General features: G+C 58.5%; 13 protein-coding genes. 3 read left to right on the top strand and 10 right to left on the bottom strand.

Annotated features, from left to right (window positions below; all coding sequences use genetic code 11):
* Positions 1-128: 128 nt before the first annotated feature.
* From ACR0JW_RS03820 to ACR0JW_RS03835, 4 genes are read right to left on the bottom strand one after another with little or no spacing between them, the layout of a single operon-like run.
* On the bottom strand, positions 129-2,690 hold the full coding sequence (locus ACR0JW_RS03820) for a pyruvate, phosphate dikinase (protein WP_170676552.1): 2,562 nt from the start codon (positions 2,688-2,690) through the stop codon (positions 129-131).
* Between the two features lie 43 nt (positions 2,691-2,733).
* Entirely contained in the window at positions 2,734-4,953 is a 2,220-nt protein-coding gene (glyS, locus tag ACR0JW_RS03825) for a glycine--tRNA ligase subunit beta (RefSeq protein ID WP_480713592.1), read from the bottom strand.
* Positions 4,954-4,962: 9 nt separating this feature from the next.
* Positions 4,963-6,174 carry a sodium/glutamate symporter gene (gene gltS / locus ACR0JW_RS03830; protein ID WP_170676548.1) on the bottom strand — a complete coding sequence of 404 codons (1,212 nt, stop codon included), beginning with the start codon at positions 6,172-6,174 and terminating at the stop codon, positions 4,963-4,965.
* 10 nt (positions 6,175-6,184) lie between these two features.
* Positions 6,185-6,730: a DUF6446 family protein gene (locus ACR0JW_RS03835; protein ID WP_170676546.1), complete on the bottom strand. Its 546-nt coding sequence runs from the start codon at positions 6,728-6,730 to the stop codon at positions 6,185-6,187.
* Between the two features lie 71 nt (positions 6,731-6,801).
* Here ACR0JW_RS03835 and ACR0JW_RS03840 point away from each other — a divergent pair, with 71 nt between their 5' ends.
* Positions 6,802-7,434 carry a MarC family protein gene (locus ACR0JW_RS03840; RefSeq protein ID WP_480713593.1) on the top strand — a complete coding sequence of 211 codons (633 nt, stop codon included), beginning with the start codon at positions 6,802-6,804 and terminating at the stop codon, positions 7,432-7,434.
* Positions 7,435-7,442: 8 nt separating this feature from the next.
* Here ACR0JW_RS03840 and ACR0JW_RS03845 read toward each other — a convergent pair whose 3' ends face one another.
* Positions 7,443-8,372 (bottom strand): glycine--tRNA ligase subunit alpha, encoded by a 930-nt coding sequence (locus ACR0JW_RS03845; RefSeq protein ID WP_170676542.1) that lies wholly within the window; start codon positions 8,370-8,372, stop codon positions 7,443-7,445.
* A gap of 205 nt (positions 8,373-8,577) precedes the next feature.
* Here ACR0JW_RS03845 and ACR0JW_RS03850 point away from each other — a divergent pair, with 205 nt between their 5' ends.
* Positions 8,578-10,317, top strand: coding sequence for a serine protease (locus ACR0JW_RS03850; protein WP_480713594.1), 1,740 nt, complete (start codon positions 8,578-8,580; stop codon positions 10,315-10,317).
* Positions 10,318-10,382: 65 nt separating this feature from the next.
* Here ACR0JW_RS03850 and ACR0JW_RS03855 read toward each other — a convergent pair whose 3' ends face one another.
* The 4 genes from ACR0JW_RS03855 to folE2 form a co-directional block, all read right to left on the bottom strand.
* A complete protein-coding gene (locus ACR0JW_RS03855; RefSeq protein WP_170676538.1) occupies positions 10,383-11,957 on the bottom strand; it encodes a thiamine pyrophosphate-binding protein in 1,575 nt (524 codons plus the stop codon).
* Positions 11,957-13,405, bottom strand: coding sequence for a TrkH family potassium uptake protein (locus tag ACR0JW_RS03860; protein ID WP_170616471.1), 1,449 nt, complete (start codon positions 13,403-13,405; stop codon positions 11,957-11,959). Before ACR0JW_RS03860 ends, ACR0JW_RS03855 begins: the two co-directional genes overlap by 1 nt.
* A gap of 50 nt (positions 13,406-13,455) precedes the next feature.
* Positions 13,456-14,160 (bottom strand): hypothetical protein, encoded by a 705-nt coding sequence (locus ACR0JW_RS03865; RefSeq protein ID WP_170676536.1) that lies wholly within the window; start codon positions 14,158-14,160, stop codon positions 13,456-13,458.
* 275 nt (positions 14,161-14,435) lie between these two features.
* On the bottom strand, positions 14,436-15,539 hold the full coding sequence (folE2, locus tag ACR0JW_RS03870) for a GTP cyclohydrolase FolE2 (protein ID WP_170676534.1): 1,104 nt from the start codon (positions 15,537-15,539) through the stop codon (positions 14,436-14,438).
* A 256-nt stretch (positions 15,540-15,795) separates the two neighbouring features.
* On the opposite strand from folE2, the gene ACR0JW_RS03875 reads away from it, so the two are divergent.
* Positions 15,796-16,593 carry a HalD/BesD family halogenase gene (locus ACR0JW_RS03875; protein WP_480713595.1) on the top strand — a complete coding sequence of 266 codons (798 nt, stop codon included), beginning with the start codon at positions 15,796-15,798 and terminating at the stop codon, positions 16,591-16,593.
* A 45-nt stretch (positions 16,594-16,638) separates the two neighbouring features.
* Here the strand turns inward: ACR0JW_RS03875 and metZ are convergent, their stop codons facing one another.
* Positions 16,639-17,829 (bottom strand): O-succinylhomoserine sulfhydrylase, encoded by a 1,191-nt coding sequence (gene metZ, locus ACR0JW_RS03880; protein ID WP_170676532.1) that lies wholly within the window; start codon positions 17,827-17,829, stop codon positions 16,639-16,641.
* Positions 17,830-17,846 lie beyond the last annotated feature (17 nt).

Here is a 17,846-nt window from a genome sequence, read left to right on the forward strand (position 1 = left end):
GCTCTTAACGCACTGAGGGCGAAAGGTCTACATCTGAAAAAAATGCAAGAGGAAAATTGCCTGCGGGGTCGAGTTTTTTCGACCACAGGTCCTTCCAAAACCACTATTCCTAGGGCTTGCGACCCTTGTCAACCCCCAAGTCTGGACGAAATCGCCAGTTGAGCGGCAGCCAGCCGAGCGACAGGCACCCGGAAGGGCGAACAGGACACATAGTCAAAACCCAGATCGCGGCAAATCGAGATTGATTCGGGGTTTCCGCCATGTTCGCCACAGACCGAAAGTGTGACATCCGGCTGCGCGGCACGCCCGCGTTCCGCCCCGAGTTTCAGCAGCTCGCCGACGCCGTCGCGGTCCAGAACATGAAACGGATCTTCGACAAACACACCTTGGCGCACATAGGCAGACATGAACCTTCCCGCGTCGTCGCGTGACAGCCCATAGGTCATCTGGGTCAGGTCGTTTGTTCCGAAGCTGAGGAACGAGGTCTGTGGTGCGATTTCATCCGCACGCAGGCACGCACGCGGTGTTTCCACCATGACGCCCAGTCTGTATTCGAATTCCTGCCCCTTTTCCGAGGCGACGGCGGCAGCCACGGAGTCGATACGGGACTTCACCAGCTCGACCTCGCGCCGGGCGGAAACCAGCGGAATCATGACTTCGGGCACGACTGCCGCGCCATCCATACTGGCTTCGATCGTGGCCTCGAAGATGGCCCGCGCCTGCATGTCATAGATTTCAGGCACCGTAACCCCCAGACGCACGCCACGCAGGCCCAGCATCGGGTTGTATTCAGTCATCGCATTGACCTGCCGCTCGACATCCGACACCGGCAGATCAAGCGCTTCGGCCAGCTCACGTTGCCCTGTACGAGTGGTTGGAAGGAACTCGTGCAATGGCGGATCGAACAGACGGATGCAGACAGGTTGCCCTTCCATGATCCGGAAAAGCTGTACGAAATCTTCGCGTTGCATCGGCAGCAAACGCTCCAGCACAGCCGCACGACCCGACGAGGTCTGCGCAAATATCATCTCGCGCATGACAATAAGCCGACCGGGATCGAAAAACATATGCTCGGTTCGACACAAACCGATGCCCTGCGCCTGGAAATTCCGCGCGGTCTGTGCGTCCGCCGGCGTGTCTGCGTTGGCGCGGATTGCAATATCGCGCTCGGCGTCGGCCCAACCCATCAGTGTCTGGAAACAATCGTCCAACGCGGCCTCAAGCATAGCAGGCCGACCGGCCAGAACCTGACCCGAACTGCCATCAATTGTCAGTTCGTCACCAGTTTGGAAAACACGCCCGTCCGGAGCGGTCAGCAACTTCTTTTTTGTCTGGAACCGCATCTCCGAAGCGCCAACGATACACGGCAGACCCAGACCACGCCCGATTACCGCTGCGTGGCTGGTCATGCCGCCCTTTTCCGTCAGCACTGCCACTGCGGCATGCATGCCGCGCACATCCTCGGGCGCAGTTTCGCGCCGCACCAGAATGCAAGGCTCGCCACGCGCGGCACTGGCCTGTGCCTCGGCGGAGGTAAAAACAATCTTGCCTGTTGCCGCACCCGGGCTGGCGGCGATCCCGGTGGTCAGGATGTCCCGCTCTGCCTTGGGGTGTACCTGCCGGTGCAGCAGCTCGTTCAATGAGTGCGGATCAACGCGCATCACCGCGTCCTGCGGCGGCACAATACCGTCTTCGGCCAGACGCACGGCTATCCGCATCGCGGCGCGCGCACTGCGCTGAACGCGTACCCCGTCCAGAATATGCACATGCCCGTTTTCGATAACGAATTCGACCTGCATTTCCTCACGCAGCTTTTCGCGCATCAGCGCGGCATGAGATTTCAAGTTGTCAAAGGCCTCGGGCGCCAGTTCCTCGAGCGACAAGCCGCGCGGATCTTTTTCGAGATACAGCGCCGCCACATCTTCACCCAAAGCGTCCCGACCCTGGCTTTGACTCAGGTAACGGCCCGTGATCTGCGGCAGCCCGGTCGTGGAATCCACAAGCTGCAGAACTCCGGAACCGCATTCCCCCTGCCCGACGCCCGGTATCATTTCCTGAATGACAAGGCCAAGGCCGGCGTCAGCCGGTGCACCCTTGGCCTGGCGCAGCAAACGCGCAGAAGTGCCATCCCAGGCTCGGGCCATCGAACGCAGAACACCGATCAGTTGCTCGCCCCGATCCTGCGGAAAGGCCTCTTCGGCTTCATCTTCGTAAGCCCGCAAAGACTGGCGCAAACCTTCGCGGCCGGTGAGATCGATATCATCAAACAGGTCAGGGTCCAGCCGGGCGACATGGATGGCATAACTCTGGACAAAACGCAGATACAGTGCGGCCGCTGCTTCAGCTCCCATCTTGTCGGACAGGTCAACATAGCGGGCGTCGTTCATGCCGATGTTCAGAACCGCGCCCGGCCCGCCCCAGTCGGGGTCCTCGGAACTGGGACGCACACACAGCAATGCAGTCGGTTCGAACTGTTCTAGAATGGCGGCGATGTCGGGGATATGACCTTCGGCGATCCGGTGCACCGCATCGAATGACAAGGCGACCGTGCGCGGGACCGGCAGGTCAAGCCGGACCAGACGTTGCAGGCATTTCGCCCGGCCGCCATGGGTGTGGGCGGCGACTGGCGCGTCGGATGTGATCAGCGTTGTATGCGGGTTATTCTGCACTGCGGCACCTTTTGATTTCACCGCAGCATAAGCGCAAACACTGTTGGCGCAAGTGAGTTCTGGGTCAGCCTTCGATCTTGCTCAGGTCGGCGACACCCAGACAAACCCGGCGGATCTGGCTGAGCAGGTTCAGACGGTTGCGGCGGAGAATATCATTGTTGGTATTCACCTGAACCTCGTCAAAGAACGCATCGACCGGGCCGCGCAATGCGGCCATGGTAGCCATCGCCTTTGGAAAGTCCTCGGCCTTCAGTGCGGGTTCGATTTCGGCCTGTGCCTGCTCCAACGCGGCAAACAGGGCCTTTTCGCTGTCGGTCTCGGCGAATTTGATGTCTGCACCGTAGGAATATTCCACCCCGTCCTTTTGCTCGGCTTGCGTCAGGATGTTGTTGGCGCGTTTGAACCCCTGCACGAGGTTTTCCCCATCCTCGGTCGCAATCACTTCGTTCAGCGCGCGGGCGCGTTTGACCAGCAGGTTGAGATCGTCATTGCCGTCCATCGCGATACAGGCGTCGATGATGTCGTGGCGGATGCCCTCGTCACGCAGAAAGACTTTGAGGCGGTCATGGAAGAAGGAGAGGAGATCGTCAGATGCGTCTGGAACCTTTTTCTCCAGCTCAAGAAACGCCGCCGCAGGTGATCCTTCAAGCCCTTCTTTGACTGTCTGGAAGGCCGCACCAAATACGCCGTGCTCGGCGATTTTTTCCAATAGAACGCGTGTATTCGCTTCCGGCAGCGCGTCGTTGATAGCACTTTCCGCTCGAACCAATTGGCTGTCGAAGAAACGGTCCATCCGAACACGCAGATTGTTATCCAGCACCAGCCGAATAACGCCCAACGCCGCGCGGCGAAGGGCAAATGGGTCTTTCGATCCGGTCGGCTTTTCATCAATCGCCCAGAACCCGGTCAGTGTGTCCAGCTTGTCGGCAAGCGCGACGGTCACCGACAGCGGCGCGGTCGGCACGTCATCCGACGGACCCAGCGGCGAGTAGTGCTCCTGCGCCACGGCGGCCACGGCGGGGTCTTCGCCTGCGGCCGCGATGTAATAGCGGCCCATAAGTCCCTGAAGTTCGGGGAATTCATAGACCATCTCGGAATTCAGATCAGCCTTGGCCAGACGCGCGGCTTTCTCGGCCTGATCGGCGTCCGCGCCGGTCACCGGGGCCAGTTCGCGGGCCAGCGCGGCGATGCGGTCGATACGTTCGGCCTGCGTGCCCAGTTTGTTGTGGAAGGTCACATTCTCCAGCGCGCGGGTCCATTGGGCGATGTCCGATTTGGCAACGCGCAGGTCGTTCTCCCAGAAAAACTTGGCGTCTGCCAGACGCGCCGACAGAACCTTCTGGTTCCCGGCCAGAATGGTTGCCCCATTATCAGCGGTTTCACGGTTCGCAACGGTAATGAACTGTTCGATCCGACCCGTTTTGGGATTGCGGACCGAGAAGAACTTCTGGTGTTCCTTCATCGAGGTTTGCAGAACCTCAGGCGGCAATTCCAGGAACTCCTCGTCGATCTGTCCCATCAGAACCACGGACCACTCGACCAGCCCGGCAACCTCGGCCAGCAGGCCCTTGTCGTCGACCACCTCAAGACCGGCAGCGAAGGCAAGGTTCTGCGCGTCATTCCAGATATGCTCGGCGCGTTCCTCGGGAGACAGTACAACAAAGGCTCGCTTCAACTTGGCCGAATAGTCCTCGAAAGACGAAACCGAGAAACGATCCGGCGCCATGAAGCGATGGCCGGCGGTTCTGTCCCCGGCGGTGATCCCCTCGACCTCAAGCGGAACCACCTGCGCACCGGCCTCGTCGGTCAGGATGCACAGGATCGAATGCAAAGGGCGTACCCAGCGCATCGGGCCACTGCCCCAGCGCATCGATTTGGGCCAAGGGAAATTGCGGATTGTAGCCTCAAGCACCTCGGCCACGATATCGGCAGCCGCCCGACCAGGCTTTTCGATGGTTGCGAAATACACCGCACCTTTGGGTGTCTCGCGTTCTTCCAACTGATCGCGGGTCAGGCCCGCGCCGCGCAAAAACCCTTCGATGGCTTTGTCCGGTGCGCCGACCTTGGGGCCTTTACGCTCTTCCCGGATTGTGGGGCTTTCGGCCAGTAACCCCTCGACCGCCAGGGTCAGACGGCGCGGAGTGGTCATTGCTGCGGCCCCGGCATACGTCAGACCGGCCTCGACCAGACCATCTGTAACCTTCTTTTTCAGATCCTCACCCGCACGGCGCTGCATGCGTGCGGGGATTTCCTCGGAAAACAGTTCGATCAGCAGGTCGGGCATTTTCGGTCCTTAGAAATTCACAATCGTCTGGATGACGATGGCGTTGGCGATATCCACAAAGAATGCGGATACAAGGGGCAGCACGATAAAGGCAATAGGCGACGGCCCATATCGCTTGGTCACGGCGGTCATATTTGCGATGGCGGTCGGAGTGGCACCCAGCGCAAAACCTCCGAACCCGGCAGCCAGCACTGCAGCGCGGTAATTCGATCCCATGATCGGAAACAGCACCCAGATAACGAATACCACCGCAAACAGGGTTTGCGCGGTCATGATTACGGCGATGGCCATTCCAAGTTCCGCAATAGTCCACAATTGCAGGCTCATCAGTGACATGGCCAAAAAGGCACCCAACGCGAACTCGGAGATCAGCGCCAGCGACGGCGTTCGCGCAACCGGAGGGGCTGAGGGCGCGATGGCTGAACGGACGTTGGCGATCACGATGCCCATGATCAGGCAGGGCACGAACAATGGCAGTTTGAGCCCGGCTGCCGTGATGACTTCGCTGAGTGCATAGCCAAGAATGATGGCCAGATTCAGATGAAGCAAAACGCGCATCACCGTCAGGTGATCTATTCCGGCGCTCGCTTCATTCGGATTGTCCGGCAGACCGACGGTGTGCTCTTCTTCCGGCCGATCCGGGCTAAGCTTGCGCCCTTCGATCAGAAACCGAGCGACGGGGCCACCAACAAGCGCAGCTAATACAAGACCCAGCGTGGCTACGGCCACACCAAGTTCAGTTGCGCCATCCAGACCGGTGGCCCTGCCCACTTCCGGGGCCCATGCGATTGCAGTACCGTGACCGCCGATCAGCGCCGCAGAGCCAAACAATACTCCGGATTGCATCGGGTACCCGAACACGACAGCCCCAGCCGCGCCAATGACGTTTTGCGCAACGATTGTGATCAGAGTTAGGACAAGAAGCAAAAACAGGGGCTTGCCGCCCGCAATCAGATCCGACAATCGGGCATTCAATCCGATCCCGGCAAAGAACAGCACCAGAAGAAAGTCCCGCGCCGCCAAACCAAAGGACAGTTCAAGACCCGCCACCAAATACAGCAGCAACACAACGAGCGACGCCAGCAGCCCCCCAGTTACCGGTTCGGGGATGTTGAACTGACGCAGGGCTGCGACCCGGGCGTTGATCTCGGCACCGATCAGGTAAACCGCAAATCCCAGCGTCGCTGTCAAGAAATCGGGGATCTGGACCGTATCAACCAAAATGAACCTCTTACTCCTGTGGCCGCGGCGGACATTCTTCGCCTACAACTGTCCCGTCATAAGCCTTTTCGCCGCAATTGTTCAGCCTGTGCCAGACATAGCCCTGCCCGCCATCGGTCACGGCCACAATGCGATCGACCCCGAAATGGACGTTTTTGATGGCGATATACGCCCGCGCATGTCCGGTCTTCAGCGCATCGGCGACGGCCACGGCATCATAGCAGTCAAACCAACCGGGCGCGGTTAGCGGTTCGGGATCGTCGGCAGGCATGAAGGCAGAGGACAAATCTTCCAATGTCAGCTCTGTTTCGAAACAGGCGCGATAGCGGATCGGCGAACTATCTGCGTCAATCGCCTGAAATGCGCTGTAATTGATGGCAACCGGCTGGTTCGTTTCGATTTCCGTCAGAACAACATCCTTGCCGGGTTTCGCTTCGACATCGTAATAGAACCCGTAAATCTGCAAATAATACATGCTGATGCCCGCGATGCCCGCGCACAGCAACAGAATGACAACAAGGACCTTTCCGGCCGAACTTTTTCTTGTTTCGCTCATGCTGCCTCTTCATTCATCGTTGAAAATAAGACAACCTCGCGCAGATTGCAGAACTGATCGAGGCACCCTGAATGGAAACGACCCTTGCCATTGGCTTTTTTGGCGCGCTTTTCGCGATCATGAACCCGGTCACCAACTTGCCGGTGTTCCTGAGCGTCACACAGAGCCTGTCCGTCGCCGACCAGCGCAAAGTTGCGATCAAGACCGCCGTCTATTGCCTGATCCTGGGTGGAGGGTTTGCCGTCATCGGCAGTCAGGTATTGGGTCTTTTTGGCATAAGCGTGGACGACCTGCGCGTTGCCGGGGGCCTTGTCGTTCTGATGTTCGGGCTGAACATGCTGAACGGTAACGAAAGCAGTTCGCACCATGGCACGCAGAATGAAAAGCAATCCTATGCGACGCTTGAAGCGGTCGCTTTTTACCCGCTTGCATTTCCCATTCTCGTTGGTCCCGGAACGATTACAACCCTGATCCTGTATGCTCATCGCATCAAAAGCCCGACCGAAGCCATTGTGTACACATGTGTTTTTCTTGCAGTCGTGTCGTTGCTTCTGATCACGTACTGGAACGCCACGGCCCTGGCAAAACGGCTGTCTGACAACGCGCGCGTGATCATGAGCCGGTTCATGGGCATGATCCTGTCGGCCATCGCAATCGGCATGATCGCGGACGGCCTGAAGGCATTGCTTCCCGGCTTGGCCTGACCGGCCCATCAGCCCGCGTGACCGGCGGCCCCGGTCAGAACAAACGCATCCGCACATTGTTTGGCCAGCGCCCGCACACGCCCGATATACGCCTGACGCTCCGTTACCGAGATCACGCCACGGGCATCAAGCAGGTTGAAGATGTGCGAGGCCTTGATACACTGGTCATAAGCGGGGTGCGCCATGATGATACGCTTCCCGGTCTTGGGATCGTCATGTTCCTGCGCCAGAATGGCGGCGCATTCTGCCTCGGCCTCTTCGAAGTGACGCAGCAATACCTCGGTATTGGCCACATCGAAGTTCCAGCGGGCGTATTCCTCTTCGGTCTGTTTGAAGATGTCGCCATAGGTCAAAGGGCTGGGCGATTGCGGGTCATTGAACGGCATATCCATCACGTGATCGATGCCCAGCACATACATCGCCAGACGCTCGAGCCCATAGGTCAGTTCACCCGAGACCGGCGCGCAATCATGCCCGCCGACCTGCTGGAAATAGGTGAACTGGCTGACTTCCATCCCGTCGCACCAGACTTCCCAGCCTAGACCCCATGCGCCCAGAGTTGGGCTTTCCCAGTCATCTTCGACAAATCGGATGTCGTGCAATTCCATGTCGATGCCGATCGCCTCGAGGCTGCCCAGATACAACTCCTGCAGATCGGGCGGGCTGGGTTTGATCAGCACCTGATACTGATAATAGTGCTGCAACCGGTTCGGGTTTTCGCCATAGCGTCCATCAGTGGGACGGCGCGAGGGCTGCACATAGGCCGCAGCCCAGGGTTTGGACCCCAGCGAGCGGAGCGTCGTGGCAGGATGAAACGTGCCAGCTCCAACTTCCATGTCATAGGGCTGCAGAATGGCGCATCCTTTGGTGGCCCAGTAGGTCTGAAGCCTCAGGATGATCTCCTGAAATGAACGTGGAGCGCTGGACGGTTCGGTCATGACATTTCCCCTGGACGCCGCAGCATCCGTTTCCGGTCGGTTTTGCCCTTCCTATGCAAGGGGTCCGGGGGCGTCAACGGGCCAGTGGGCTCGTCATGTCTCTGTGCGGCCACACTGGAAATTCCCCGTAATCTGGCCATGGCGTTCCGAGGCCGATTTGGCGTATTCTCCGGGCTGAAAAAACTCTGCGAAACACAGGCGGACAATGGCACGCATATTCACTTCAATTGCATTTCTTTTTCTACTTGGCGTACGCGCCGTTTTTGCGCAACAGGATACGGGTGTCTGGGTCCAGATCGAGGCACAACCGACCTTGCAGGCGGCGCAGGATCGGGCGCAGATCTATGCAAATACCCTGCCCGACGTGAACGGTTTTCGCCTTAACAGCGGCTGGTATGCCATTGTAATAGGACCCTATTTACGATCAGATGCGGATCAGGTTCTACAGGTCTACCGGGCTGAGGGTCAAATCCCGTCGGACAGTTTCATTGCCTTTTCGAACGCGCTGGGGCCGCAATTCTGGCCAGTTGGTGCGAACGTTCTGGATCGGGGCGCGGTAACGCCGCCGGTTCAAACCCAGGCGCAAACAGAACAGCCGCAAGCTGCGGCGGCACCACAAGATACCGATGAAACCCGATCGCAAGCTCTGCAGGGCGAACGTCTGCTGACCGCGCAGGAACGCAAAGACTTGCAGTCAGCATTGCAGTCAGAGGGGTTCTATGACTCGACGATCGACGGGGCATTTGGTCAGGGTACACGCCGTTCCATGGCCGAATGGCAGCGCTTCAATGGGTTTGAAACCACCGGCGTTCTGACGGCGCTGCAGCGCAAGGCCTTGATGGATGACTACAATGCACCGCTGATCAGCGTTGGCATGAAGCGTTACGCAGACCCGCAGGCCGGTATTGAACTGGACTTGCCGCTGGGTGTTGTGGCCTTTGACCGCTACGAAGCACCGTTTGCGCATTTCAATGCGACCTCAGATCTAAATGCACAGGTGCTGTTGATCAGCCAGGAAGGTGACAAAGCGACGTTGCGCGCTTTGTACGAGGTGATGCAGTCGTTGGAAATTGTTCCGCTGAACGGCCCGCGCACCCTGCGGGGCGATCGCTTCACGCTGGAAGGCCGCGGGAAAGGGATTGTATCCTACACGCAGGCCGCATTGAAGGATGGCAAGATCAAGGGCTTCACCCTGGTCTGGCCGGAAGGGGACGAGGCGCGCCGTGCACGCGTACTGGCCTCCATCAACGCCAGCTTTACCACAAGGGATGCGGTCCTTGACGCCGGTGCCGGCGCGGATGCGGAACAGCGGATCGACCTGGTTTCAGGCTTGCAGGTGCGTAAACCGCGCTTGTCCCGCTCGGGCTTCTTCGCCGCTGCCAACGGTACGGTTCTGACGGTTTCGGAAGTGGCAAACAACTGCACCCGTATGACCCTGGACGACGATCAGGAGGTTCAGGTGGCGTGGGACGATGCCGATCTAGGCGTGGCCGTGTTGCGCCCAAGCCGGGCACTTGCCCCCATGAGCGTGGCCGAATTCAGCGCAGATGAGCCTCGTATCCGATCCGAAGTGGCCGTATCTGGCTTTTCCTATCTGGGCGCATTGGGTGCACCAACACTGACTTTCGGTCAAGTCGCCGATGTGCGGGGCCTGAATGGCGAAGATGGAATAAAACGTCTTACACTGGTCGCACAGCCCGGCGATGCAGGCGGTCCGGTGTTCGACGACAGCGGAAACGTGGTCGGGATGCTTCTGCCTAAGGCCTCTGAAGGTCGCACCCTGCCCGACTCGGTCAGTCTTGCCGCCTCGGTTGATCGACTGCGTACAGTCCTGGATAAAGCCGGTGTTGCAGGTCAGCCTGGGCAGGCAGTCGGTGAAATTTCACCAAACGAGTTGAACCGCCGCGCAACCGGAATGACTGTTCTGGTTCACTGCTGGGACTAAGAAACCGTTAGGTTCCACTAATGGCGTCGCCAGACCAGGCGGCGCCATATCTGTTTTCCGAAGCTTCAGAATATGTCCGGTGTGACGCGGATCAGCGTGGGTACCGGCACATCAAACGCCGCACGGATGGCGGATTGCAGGCCGACCCCCGAGTTGGGTTGGGACGACAACGCGCCAAATGCTTCGGCCAGCTTGCAGAAATCTGGATTGCGAGCCTCAACGGCATTCGGCGCAATCTGGCTGTGCACCATGCTGTCTTCAATTTCCTTCAGCTTGCCATTGTCCCACAGAATGATTGGCAGGGACAAACCCAGTTCGACCGCCACGCCCAATTCCTGCATCGTGTACTGGACCCCATAGTCCCCGGCGATCACGGCCGTGGGCTTGCCGCGTCGGGCAATCGCGCCGCCAATGCCCGCAGGCAACGCATATCCCAACGTGCCGAACCCGGTCGGGTGATGCCAGTGATACGGATAGGCCATGTCCCAGAGTTCCTTTGCGACATAGGCAAACTGCGTCATATCCGAGTAAATCATCGTGTCTGCAGGCAAAGCCGCGCGCATCACATCAATCGCTACGGCGATCCCGGGGCGTTCGGCGTCGATTTCGGCCCGCCACTTGGTACGGGCACTGGCCACCTCCTCGGCAGTCCAACCAGTTGCCGGTTTCACCTTATCCAACACCGCCCAAAGCGTTTTCGCAAAGCTTTCACCATCCGCCTGCAGCTTGATCGCTGCACGATGCCGGTCTGACAGAACCTCGGGGTCCAGATCGACGCGGATCAGTTGCGATGTGTGCCCAAGTTTGTCGCGCCAGAGATCTACTTCCCCCAGTTCCGCCCCAACGGCGACAACCAGATCCGCTGACGCAATCACATCGGCGCTGCCCGGTCGTGTCAGCATCGCCCCGAAATCCAGAGCGTAACCGGTGCCAGCCATGCCCCGCCCCGCAAAAGTTGTGAAGCATGCCGCCCCCAGTTGCGTCAATATCTGCCGCCACAGATTTGAATGCGCCCCTCCGCCCAGAATGAACAGGGGGCGGCGCGAGATATTCAGCATCGACAGGACCGGCGCGATATCAGGTGGCAGCACTTTTGTTCTGAGCCCGGGCTGATTCGGGAACGGCGCCGGGTCAGCCTCAGCCTCAAGCTGTGCGATCGGCACCTGAATGTGTTTGGGGCGGGGGCGCTTCAGCTCAAACTCTTCGAACGCGCGTTCGACTAGGCCAAAGGCCGCGTCGGCGGTGTTGGCCAGGCAGGACCAATCCGCCACGGTTTCTGCGGCGGCCCGCTGATCCTTCATTTGATGCAGCTGGCCCCGCTGGGCATTTACCTCATCCAGACAGGAGGACAGGACCAGCATCGGGACGGAATCGGAATAAGCCTGCCCCATCGGCGTCATGATATTGCACAACCCTGGTCCGGAAATCACATAAGCCACGCCCGGTTTCCCGGTAGCACGAGCATAGCCGTCGGCCATAAAGCCCGCCCCCTGCTCGTGCCGCGCCAGCACGTGCTTGATGCCCGCCTCTTCGATACCGCGATACATTTCCTGGTTATGTACGCCCGGAATGCCAAAGATCACATCTACGCCACGATCCCTGAGCATATGTGAGATTTGCGCACCAAGGGTTCTTTTCATCAACTTCTCCAGAATTGAACGGTGAAGATCGCGTAAACCGCCAGCAGTTCAAGCCGACCGACCAGCATACCCGTGATCAGCAGCCATTTCGCCGTATCGCTCAACCCCGCGAAATTGCCGGCCGGTCCGATCTGATTGCCCAGGCCCGGTCCGACATTGGCAAGTGCGGTTGCAGCACCGGACACGGATGTAATGAAATCCAACCCGGTCAGAGCCAGCGCCCAGGACAGGACACCCATCGTCAGCACGAAGAACATGAAGAAGCTCATGACCGAGGTCAGAACATCTCGGCTGATGGGGCGGCCGTCATATTGCGGTGTGAACACGCCGTGTGGCGAACGAATGCGGCTGATCTGTGTTTTGATCGACGCGAACAAAAGCTGATACCGGAATACCTTGATCGAACAGGCCGTGGAGCCCGCGCAGCCACCGATCAGACCGATCAGAAAGAACAGCATAATCGGAAAGTTGCCCCAACCCATGTAGTCGACGCTGGCATAGCCCGTGCCGGAAATGATCGAGGTGATGTTGAACAGCGATTCCCGCAAGGCTCTTTCCCAATGGTGCGGGAACACGGTCGTCAGAAAGACGGTCATGACAACGACCAACACCGCAATGGTCGCCAGAAAGGCGCGAATCTGGCTGTCTTGCCAAAGCGAACCGGTGTTGCCATTGGCCAGTTGCACATACCGCACGAATGGCAGTGCAGCCAGGATCATGAAAACGGCAGCGGCATACTCCGTCGGACCCGAGAATACGGCGAATGAGCTGTCGTAGTTGGCAAATCCTCCGGTCGCGATGGTCGTCATCGAATGCACGGCGGCGTCGAAAAAACTCATCCCGAAGGCTGCATAGACCAGGGCACAAATCAGAGTCAGTACAACATAGATCATGGAAATCTGCCCGGCGATCTCTTGCGCGCGCGGCAGAATCTTTCCCATGGTCTCAAACCCTTCCGAGCGGAAGATCTGCATCCCCCCGACGCGCAGTTCGGGCAGGAACACCATCGCAACCACGATGATTCCGATCCCGCCCAACCATTGCAGGATTCCGCGCCACAGCAGCAATCCAGTGGGCATGCCGTCCAGGCCCGATAGAACCGTGGACCCTGTCGTAGTCAGGCCGGACATGGCCTCGAAATAGGCGTCAACGAAACGCAGTTCGGTTTCGCCGAACATGAACGGAATGGCGCCAAACACCGGCAGGGCAACCCACACGCCGGTTGTCAGCAGAAAGGTCTGGCGGATTGTCAGCCCCTCGCCCACACCGTTTGAACAGCTCATGGCCAGGACCACGCCGGTCATAACGGTAATGACGGCGCTTTCCAGAAAGACATTCCATTCGCCCCGCCCTTCGATCAGGTCAGCAAGCAACGGCAGCAGCATGGTCGCCCCTAGAATGGCGACCAACAGGCCAATCACATATCCAACCGGGCGCATATCCGTCATGAGGCGCAGCGTTGGCGCGCCTGCACGACTGTGTCAAGCGGATGTCGGGTTCAACTGTCCGATTTTGGTGCCTGAACTGGCATCGCGGGCGGTTTGGAAGGTGCCCGGGTGCGCCGCACCGGCTGTTCGGCAGCGGTTTTAGGTTTTGCCGCCGCTGGTGCCTCGGGTGCCTTGCTTGCTTGACGCGCGACAGGCTTTGGCTCGGCCTCCGGCTGTTTGGCTGTCATCACCTCGGCCGTCTTGCCCGCCTGCGACTTGGGTGCCGCCACTTTAATGGTTTGAGGCTTTGCTGCCGCTTCCGGCTTGACCGCTGGCTTCTTGGGCGTCGGCGCCTTGGCCATAGTAGCGGACGATTTTGCGCTGGCCGGTTTCGGCGTGGCAGCGTTGGCGACCGGCGCGGTCTTAGGTTCCACTTTCTTTGCCACCGGTTTGGGCGTGAGAGACGACGCTCTGACAACAGGTGCCTTTGGCGTTGCCTGCGCTTTGGGTTTTGCCCGGGTCTTGGGTTTTGCCGCTGCCTTTGGTTTTGCCACTGCCTTTGGTTTTGCTGCTGGCTTTGCCCGAACTGGTTCCTTTTCAAGTTCCACCGCAGAAGACTCTGACGCCGCCGCGCGCAATGCCTGCAATGGCGCTAACGGCAACTCGATCGCAGAGCGGGTCATGATTTGCATGATCTTCATCTGATTGACCATGGCATAGCCAGCCACACGCACGGCCGCAGCCTGAAGTTCCAATGGTCCGGAAATCGGGTTCATCTACTAATTCTCCTCTGAAAGCGATGCAGGCAAAGACAGAGCAAAGGCGCTTCCCCGGCTCGGGCCCTTTGGGCGGCAGACCGAATTTGCAATCCAAGGCGTTGCACGTCCCGGCATCCTTTAAGGTGTCGCACCACCTGGTGCGATCATGCTGCATCTGCATTGTCTTGCAGACTACCCGGATATATGTGCTTGTGCAGAAATATTGCTGCGGTGCGGCAAAAAATCGCCACACCGCAACCTATTTTCGGAAAACTGCCCTTAAATCAGGCAGATCATCCGACGTGGAACAATGTGGTAAACAGCCGGGGATCCAAACTGGCCGCTGCAAAGGTCGGCCCTTCTGTCAGAATGGACACCGCGTCGTGGCTGTGCAGGCTTTCCTGATGGCTGGCAACTACCCGGAAATCACCGATGTGATGGTCCGCAAGCAGTTCAGCACAGAACAACCGGGCAGCGTCCTCGACAAAAACCGGGTTGGCGGCGTTCAGTTCGGCAAACGCCTGCTCATCTTCGCGCTTGACCATGACCTGAGTTTCGGTCGGAACCGCGCGACGGCACAGGGCGATCAGATCCTCGAACCACAGGCAATCAGCCTTACTGTCGACAACGACCGAGATTCGCGCGACCGAACGCTGCGAATGCGGTGTCGCCAGTTGCCCCCGCGATGCGCGTGCATGTTCGCTCAATTCCAGCGAACATGGGCAGGTCGAGGAATAGACGTAGTCAAGATGCATGATCTTCAGGCGTTCCCCGCCCCGATCAACCAGTTCCAGCGCGATGTCATAATACTGGTAGCCGGACAGGCCCGAACGCAGGCTTTCCACCCTAACCGGATATGAAAACCGCATCTGGATTCGCGCATCCAGACTGTCCAAGTCGGTCATATAGTCGTTGAGCGCGGCTTCCATCACCTCAAAGCTGAACGTGCTCTCGGCGTATTTGTAGAATGACCGCATGATCCGGGACATGTTGATGCCCTTTTTCTCGGCCTCAAGGCTTACCGAACCTGTCACTGATGTCTCTAGCATCAGGTCATGGCCCTTCTTGCGATGGAAGCGGATCGGCAAGCGGAAATTGGAGATTCCCACATGCTGAATCCGCTGTTTGGCACCCCGGATTAGGCTGGACGGACCGTTCTGCAGATCGGGCAGCGAGGCTTTGTACGCCTCATAAACCTTGAAATCCTCGGGGTATTGCCGCGAAAGAGACGGATAATTGACCGGCACAAGCCCCGGGATCAGACGTGCAATCGACGGGTCAAGCTGGCTGATTTCCGCTTCGGTCGCGGATGACGCCCATCGCCGCAAAACGTTAAGGGCCGCCTCGGCTTCGTCACGGTCGGGAGAATTCTCCAGGTCACGGGGATATACGTTCATACGCAGGGTTTCCTTGTGTCGACGCAGGAATATAGAAGGTTTCTGTTCTTTTCCAGTCCCCTTTAGTACGCACCAGATACCAGACCGGATTGAATAAATCTGCGTGAAACCGTCTATATTCAGCGAAACGCGGCGAGGATTTGATGCCTCGTTTTGGACAGGTTGCCCCTTGCTCGGCCGCAGGTGCCTGTCGCAAACAGGATAGCATTGCGAGTGGCGAAGTCACAGGTTGTCCGTAAAAACGCCAAGACCACCGATGAACGAGGCCGTTATGCGCGACATACTCGATCTGGAGCGATTCCCGCTGGACCAGCCCGGCAGCGAAGCGTGGCAAAGCCTTGTCGAGACCTGTCGTCAGGAGCTTGCACAGCAAGGATTGTTCAATCTCGAAGGATTGCTGCGCCCGGAGGTCTCCGAGTTCACAGTGTCAGAAATGATGCCACGCTTTGATTACGACGCCTTCCTGCATCAGCGCCGCCACAACATTTATTTCAAGAAGATTGAGGAATTGCCCGAAGATCACCCCGCGCTGCAGGAATTCGATACGTCCAACCGGACGCTCTGCGCCGATCAGATTCAGGATACCTCACTGATAAAGCTGTACGAATGGCCGGAATTCGCGCATTTTCTGGCCGCAACGATGAACAAGCCGGTACTACACGTGATGGACGACCCTCTGGCCCGGGTGAACGTCATGTCCTATCGCGAGGGTCAGGCCCTGAACTGGCATTTTGACCGGTCAGAGTTCACCACAACGATGCTGTTGCAGGCACCGGATCAGGGTGGCGCTTTTGAGTACCGGAAAGACCTGCGCAGTGAAAACGACCCGAACTATGACGGCGTTGCAAAACTGCTGAGCGGCAACGATGAAAACAGTCGGGTTATTTCCCTCAGCCCCGGAACCCTGAACGTGTTCAAGGGCAAGAATACCGCCCATCGGGTGACACCCGTAGCAGGAAGCAAGCCACGAATAATTGCCGTGTTTTCCTATTACGAAAATCCCGGTGTCACGTTTTCGGATACCGAGCGGATGGGTTTCTACGGACGGGCCTGAGGCACGTGCACCCTGCGGCGACTGCAAGCCACAGGGTGCATCTGTCTACTTTTGCGATGCCGCAAGCGCCTGTTGAATGTCCGCCAGAAGATCTGTCGGGTCTTCCAGCCCGATTGAAAGGCGGATCAGGCCCGGCGTGATGCCCAACTCATCCCGCTGCTTCTCACTCAGGCGCTGGTGCGTGGTTGTGGCGGGGTGTGTCGCGATCGACTTCGCATCACCCAGATTGTTCGAGATCACCGGAATGGTCATGGCATTCAGGAATGCAAAGGCTGCTTCTTTTCCGCCTTTGATATCCAACGACAGAACCGTTCCGCCCTTGCCGCCCAACTGATCCTGAACAAGCGCGTTTTGCGCATGGGTTTTCAGCCCCGGATACAATGTGCGAACCAGAGCAGGATGCCCTTCAAGCGCTTCCGCAACTGTCTGCGCCGTCTCGGCCTGCGCGTTTACGCGCAAGGACATTGTTTCCAGCCCTTTCAGCATGATCCAGGCGTTGAACGGGCTCAGCGCGCCGCCTGTATGCTTGAGATACGGCTCGACCGTGCCACGGATGAATTCCTTAGTGCCGATGATCACACCACCCAAAGCACGCCCCTGCCCGTCTATGTGTTTGGTGGCTGAATACACAACCACGTCGGCACCCTGCTCAATCGCGCGCGAGAAGACCGGGGTCGAGAACACATTGTCGACGATAACAACGGCACCGGCCGCATGAGCAAGCCGGGACACTGCGGCAATATCAATGACCTCAAGCGTGGGGTTCGACATGGATTCGAAGAAAACAGCCTTGGTGTCAGGCCGGATCGCAGCCTCCCACGCGGCCAGATCGGTTCCGTCCACAAACGTCACCTCAACGCCATACCGCGTCAGGATGTTTTCAAGAATATACAGACAGGAGCCAAACAACGCCTTGGCCGAAACAACATGGTCACCGGCCTGCAGCATCGACGTTAGCGCGCCGTTCACGGCCGCCATGCCGGAAGCGGTGGCAAACGCATCTTCACCGCCTTCCAAAGCGGCGATGCGCTGTTCGAACATCGCCACGGTTGGGTTGCCATAGCGGGCATAGATGAACTCATCCGGGCCGGATTCGATGAATCTCGCCTCGGCCTGCTCGGCAGTGTCATAGACGAAACCCTGCGTCAGAAAGATCGCTTCGCTGACCTCGTTATACTGGCTGCGGCGAATACCGCCATGAACGGCTTGAGTGCGTTTGTTCCAGGTCTCGCTCATCTTTTTCCTTTCCGCCC

It is taken from the genome of Ruegeria sp. BG6, from assembly GCF_056538465.1.